Origin of the sequence: Aliibacillus thermotolerans (genome assembly GCF_027853235.1) — a bacterium.
GTDB lineage: Bacteria > Bacillota > Bacilli > Bacillales > Marinococcaceae > Aliibacillus > Aliibacillus thermotolerans.
Map to the genome: position 1 here is coordinate 1 of NZ_WKJG01000070.1, position 5,785 is coordinate 5,785.

Consider the following 5,785-nt stretch of genomic DNA (forward strand, 5'->3'; position numbering starts at 1 on the left):
CGCAGCAGATCGTATTAATGCACAATTGAATCAACAAAATGCTTCATGATTTCTGTTTTTAAAAATACAATTTAGAAATTCTGTATATCTGTGTATTTTTAAAAAGAGCAATTATGAAATTGACTCAATCAGATAATAATTTATTTATATCCCTAACCCTGCTCGAAATGAAACAAGTCGTCATAATCACCATTCCTGCAGTAGCATATTGGATCTAGGGTTTTTTAGTTCTACTTAGTTAAGTAGGAACTTTGCCATAAAGGAAGAATGGTACCAATATTTTTCTTAAGTGCATTTTGATAGACTCGATAAGCCCAAGCAACATCTTCCGTAGGTAATCCGCCAGTCATACAGATAATTACTTCATCTTCCGATTGACGTCCCGGTTTCTTTCCTGTAATAATGTCCCCGATATCATCAATCGTAGAGCCATCATACTCCCCATTATGGATTAACTCTAATAACTGCCCTGACATCGTCCAATCACGTATACTGGAAATACCATCGGGATGTGCCAAGCCATCTTCCAACCATTTTTCATGCATGGACCATAAATCTGCCACTATTCTAGAATCGGAGTAAACCTCTTTTGTTAAGTCTGCTGAACCTGTCAGAATAATGAGTGACCCTGGCTTAATGGTTTCTCCTTTAATCACAGGTTTTGTTTTTCCAGAGGTTGCAACTGTTATAATATCTGATTGTTGGATACATTGATCTATATTATCGACAACTTCTACGGGTTTGTGAATCACATTTTCTAATTTCTTTGCAATTTTCTTTCCTTTCTCCAAATCAATATCAAATAAAACGACCTTTTCTATGCTATCAACAGCTGTAACAATAGCTTGCACACAAGATTGGTTAATTGCGCCACCGCCAACTGCCCCGACAACCTTTGCATCTTTTTTTGCAAGATATTTTGAGAAGACCCCTGGTACGGCACCTGTTCTCATGGAACTGATTAAATTTCCTGCCATAATTGCAAGCGGGGCACCAGTATCTTTATCATTTAAGGTAAAAGTATGAATGGACCGCGGCAACCCTTTCTTCAGATTTTCAATATTGGAACCATACCATTTGTTGCCGACGACATCGAATTCTCCTCCAAGATAGGAAATAAGAGACATAAACCTTCTATCCGGACCTGCTTTCGGCATATTTTCAAATGGTTCTTCCTTATTAAACCACAGCATTAACCCATGATCATTTCGATTTGGTCCTCCCATAATATAGTCGCCCTTGCCGATTAAATGAAACATTTCGTCAATCGTTTGGATACATTCTTCCATGTTCAATACGCCAGCTTCGATCATTTCCTCTTCATTTAAATATAAAAATTCTACCTTTTTCCCCATTATTATGCTCTCTCCCTCTTATGGAATGTGAACCATTTTCTTTGATAGGAAATTAGAATTATAATTGCACTAGCTCCTATCGTGATTAACGTAAAAAGCCAGTGTTGGCCGTTTAATATAAATAATGGCGAGAACGTTATAATTAATATCTCTACAGGTGCTATCGGTATATAAGCCAGGCCAAATTCATCCAATGTTCTGCTTTCCAGTTTCGGATCAACAATTCTCAAAAGCGCAATTGCTGTTGCTACGGCACCGGTAATCCAGCCAAAGGTAAAGATTCCTTTTTCAAACCATTTTTCCTGAAAATAGTTTTGCGATACGAAACGGTAAAAGAAATAGCTAAATAGAATCCCAAAGACAATCAAGATACTAAAAGGTATGATATTATCAACAACAACGGCTAAATTAATGGATGCAATCCCGAACGCAACGAGGTAATCCGTAGCTCCGCCTCCGATACTATTCATTATATTATTATCGATATACTCGTCTGCCTTTGCCCATTGTAATATTTTTTTCAAAATTAACCCTATTAAAAAGGCCAGAGAAAAGGCAGGAATAGAAAGATTTGCATAGAGTGATTCTCCAAATTGACTTAAATAGTAGCCAACCATAGTAGCAAATAGAACCAACATTAAATGAAAAGCCAAAGAATCAATTAAAATACTAGAAACGGTATTTTCCCCCAATGAATTCCGCTTATTTTTCGGTAGTAGGCCAGATTTTAATTCCTCTGGTAATTTATCGAAACTGCTAATAAAATTTGTATTGCCTTTATTGGCATTTGATCGAATTAGCATTAATCCCACCGCAATCGCTATAATGGCTCCTATTGTTGCTGAAGTCATTGCTAAAGAAGTTGCTTCTTCCCATCCCTGACTTTGAAAAGCATCACCAATCGCTGCTGCTGTTCCATGACCACCAACAAAACCAGCAGCTAGCAATAGTCCAAAGCCATTATGAACATCAAATAACGGCACCAATAAGATGAGTGCAAACAATAAGCCCCCGCCCCACATAAGGAGCATCATAATTTGTGAATAGGACCAAAGCCTTCCTACCTTATCAAACATTTCAGACCATTTAAATTTTGGAGTGGATAAGGGAAGGGCAGCAAATACGACTGCAATTAAAATGGATGGGTAACTGCCAATGAAATCAGAAAATGGCAGTATATCGAATCCATTTTTTCCTAGGATCAGCCCGAGGATTCCGGCAATAATACTAGCCGGCATAAAGGATCTTTGGAAAATCCCGACTTTTGCCCTCAGGAACATTCCTACTAGCAATAGCATAGAAATAATACCGAAATCCGTCAAAATATCCCAAACGCTAAACTCCATACATTTAACCCCTTTCATTTTTATTCTTACTATATCACCTTTTTAGGAAAAAATAAACCGTTTTTTAGAAAATAGGAAATATTTTTCCTATTAAATTATATTGGTATGAAGAAAAATTTGTATATAATAGATAACAAAGGGGGGTTACTGTGAAAACAAATTTAAAGGAAAAGTTAATCGAAATCCAATATAATTTACCACGACAACAACAAAAACTTTGTAAATATATTATCGAAAATATTGATGATGTTTCTACGATGACAATTAATGAGTTATCCAAAAATAGCAAGGTTGGTACAACAACGATTCTACGATTTATTGAAAAGGTCGGATACAAAAAATATCCTGATTTTAAAAAGGACTTAATAAAACAACTGTTCCATGAACGAAAGAATACATGGTGGCACTTACAGAAATCTCTCGAGGAAATCGATGAAGCAATGAACTCTTTGGTAAAAGTGGGAAATAGCAGTATACAAGATATTGAAACGATGCTAAGAAGATTAGATACGAAGGAATACGAAAAATTTATTGACCTATTGCTCCACTCAAACAAAGTATATTTCTTAGGTTTAAGGACGTCCAAATCTATTGCTTTATATTTTGACATGATGCTGCGTGGAATATTGGATAGTGTAGTGCAATTGAGCTGGAGTCCAGATTTCTTATACGACGAATCTCTGAACTTTGGCAAAAATGATACAATAGTTGTAATTGCATTATCTCCTTATGCAAAACAAACGATTGATTTTATTAAATATTGCCGGAATAAAAAAAATGTTTCTGTTGCATTAATCACAGATATTGAGACTTGTCCGATTATCCAGCATAGTGATGCCCACTTAATTGTCGGACATAGCAAAAATAGGTACAGTATCATTCCGACTATTGCTTTAATTGAAGCCCTTATTATCGATCTTGGAAAAAAACAACCTGAATCCATTCCGAAAATCTCAGAATTGAATAAAATGCATCGGGAAAATAACCTTACAACAATCTGAGTACTATGACCAGCAGACATATAAACAATACCATAATCTACTAAACTGGCTGTACCGCTGTGGCTCTGTGTTTAACCTAGAGATAGAAGTTTTATCAACTAAAATAAGCAGGCTAACTTTTCTACCGGAAATAGGGTTATTTACACAAAATTATTGACACACCCAATCTGACTATTTACCATATTTGTAAATAGGAAGGAGGAAAGAGACAAGGACTAAAATATAGCCAAAAATTTTCTGTTCAAGCACATAGGGGAGAAATTTACTAGAAACAATAAAAGTTGTTGCAATTTTGTAAGCGCTTTAATTAGGTAATCTTTTCAGTCTGTTGTCACAGTTTTCAGGGGGGATAAGGATGAGACTGAATTTAGTGACGCAAATTTTTATCGCATTTGTTGCAGCGATTGTACTTGGAGCTGTTTTTGGAAGTTCCATCAGTTTTGTTCAGCCGTTAGGGGACTTATTTTTACGATTAATTAAATTTATTATTGCTCCGCTTATTTTGGCAACTTTAGTCGTTGGGGTTGCCAGCAATAGCGACACAAAGCAGCTTGGCCGGGTCGGTATCAAAACCTTAGCCTATTATCTTGTAACGACGGGAATAGCCGTCGTAATTGGTTTGGCAATCGCATTTGCGATTCAGCCTGGTAAAGGGGTAAATATTGCCGCAGATAATATGGACAGTGAAGTGGTGGAACAGGAGGAGCAGGACGTTATTACGACGCTGCTCAATATCATCCCGGAAAACCCATTTACGGCTCTGACGGAAGGAAATATTTTGCAAATTATTTTCTTCGCCTTATTTATCGGGATTGCCATTACTTTAGTCGGGGAAAAAGCACAGCCCGTCTTTCGGTTCTTTGATGGTTTTGCTGAAATTATGTATAAAATTACAGGAATTGTCATGAAGCTGGCCCCAATCGGTATATTTGGATTGCTTGCACCGATTGTCGGCGAGTACGGTCTGTCCGTGTTGATGCCATTAATTAAAATTATTCTTGCCGCACTCATCGCTTGTTTGGTACATGCTGCCATTGTCTACAGTTCGGCAGTAAAAATGTTTGCCAAAATGAATCCGCTAAAATTCTTTAAAGGCATCTCACCAGCTGTCATCGTTGCCTTTAGTACAGCGAGCAGTGCCGGAACGTTGCCGGTGACGATGAAAAATACCGAGGAAAATTTAGGGGTATCGAATCGGATCAGCAGTTTTGTGCTGCCGCTCGGTGCAACGATTAACATGGATGGGACTGCCATTTATCAGGGCGTTGCTGTTATCTTCATCGCCCAGTTCTATGGATTGGATTTAACCTTTATTGAAATGCTGACGGTGGTGTTAATGACCGTATTGGCTTCCATCGGTACTGCTGGTGTTCCTGGTGCTGGAGTGGTCATGCTGACGATGGTGCTAACATCAATTGGCCTGCCGCTGGAAGGAATTGCGTTAATCGCAGGGGTCGACCGGATTTTAGATATGATGCGGACTACCGTTAATATCGTCGGCGATGCTTCTGCTGCGGTCGTAGTTGCCGGCACGGAGAAGGAGCTTCTTGAAAATGCCAGAGAAGAAACAGAGGAAAAATGAGCAAAAGCGGGCATAATGAAAGTGCCAATTTGGGAAGAAACGTGTCCTAATTTCTCCCTTATAGGGACAATTTAAATGGAAACAAAACTGCTGGAGCGGATCAGTGATATAATGAAGGAAACCTCACGAATTCACTCCAGCATTATTTTTATCAATAGAGATGTTCGTGATGTACGCCTCAAAAAGTAATCAAAATGCAGGGGAATTAGAAAGTCCCCATTACATACATCCCCGTGTAAAAGAACTAACCCCGCAACAGGGATTCGAAAATCTCAATATCCAACATAAAAACCCCCTTCACCATGAACTGCCCCCTGTCAAGGTAAATAAACAAAATATTTTGTGCCATGTATGATTTTCATGCATGGCTTTTCTTAGTGCGCCCAGCATGGGTTATAACTTGGTGGTGAAAGTCCACTACAGGCTTGGCAGTAGGAACTGTTAGCTGAAGGCAAGGGTGTCCGTGGTGACGCGGAATCTGAAGGAAGCTGGAGGCAAATT

Annotated in this window: 4 protein-coding genes; 2 read left to right on the top strand and 2 right to left on the bottom strand. The window is 38.3% G+C overall.

What is annotated here, in order from left to right; all coding sequences use genetic code 11:
• Positions 1-230 precede the first annotated feature (230 nt).
• Both GJS40_RS11010 and GJS40_RS11015 read right to left on the bottom strand, forming a co-directional pair.
• A complete protein-coding gene (locus GJS40_RS11010) occupies positions 231-1,355 on the bottom strand; it encodes a tyramine oxidase subunit B (protein WP_270897907.1) in 1,125 nt (374 codons plus the stop codon).
• A 2-nt stretch (positions 1,356-1,357) separates the two neighbouring features.
• The gene (locus GJS40_RS11015) at positions 1,358-2,701 is read right to left on the bottom strand and encodes a sodium/glutamate symporter (protein WP_270897908.1); all 1,344 of its coding nucleotides are present in this window, start codon (positions 2,699-2,701) and stop codon (positions 1,358-1,360) included.
• A gap of 149 nt (positions 2,702-2,850) precedes the next feature.
• On the opposite strand from GJS40_RS11015, the gene GJS40_RS11020 reads away from it, so the two are divergent.
• Both GJS40_RS11020 and GJS40_RS11025 read left to right on the top strand, forming a co-directional pair.
• On the top strand, positions 2,851-3,702 hold the full coding sequence (locus tag GJS40_RS11020; protein WP_270897909.1) for a MurR/RpiR family transcriptional regulator: 852 nt from the start codon (positions 2,851-2,853) through the stop codon (positions 3,700-3,702).
• A gap of 355 nt (positions 3,703-4,057) precedes the next feature.
• Positions 4,058-5,284 (top strand): dicarboxylate/amino acid:cation symporter, encoded by a 1,227-nt coding sequence (locus GJS40_RS11025; protein ID WP_270897910.1) that lies wholly within the window; start codon positions 4,058-4,060, stop codon positions 5,282-5,284.
• Positions 5,285-5,785: the final 501 nt, after the last annotated feature.

Excerpts from the sequence above, each read along its gene's own strand:
- GJS40_RS11015 (WP_270897908.1), bottom strand. The coding sequence starts at position 2,701 with ATGGAGTTTAGCGTTTGGGATATTTTGACGGATTTCGGTATTATTTCT.
- GJS40_RS11025 (WP_270897910.1), top strand. The coding sequence starts at position 4,058 with ATGAGACTGAATTTAGTGACGCAAATTTTTATCGCATTTGTTGCAGCG.
- GJS40_RS11010 (WP_270897907.1), bottom strand. The coding sequence starts at position 1,355 with ATGGGGAAAAAGGTAGAATTTTTATATTTAAATGAAGAGGAAATGATC.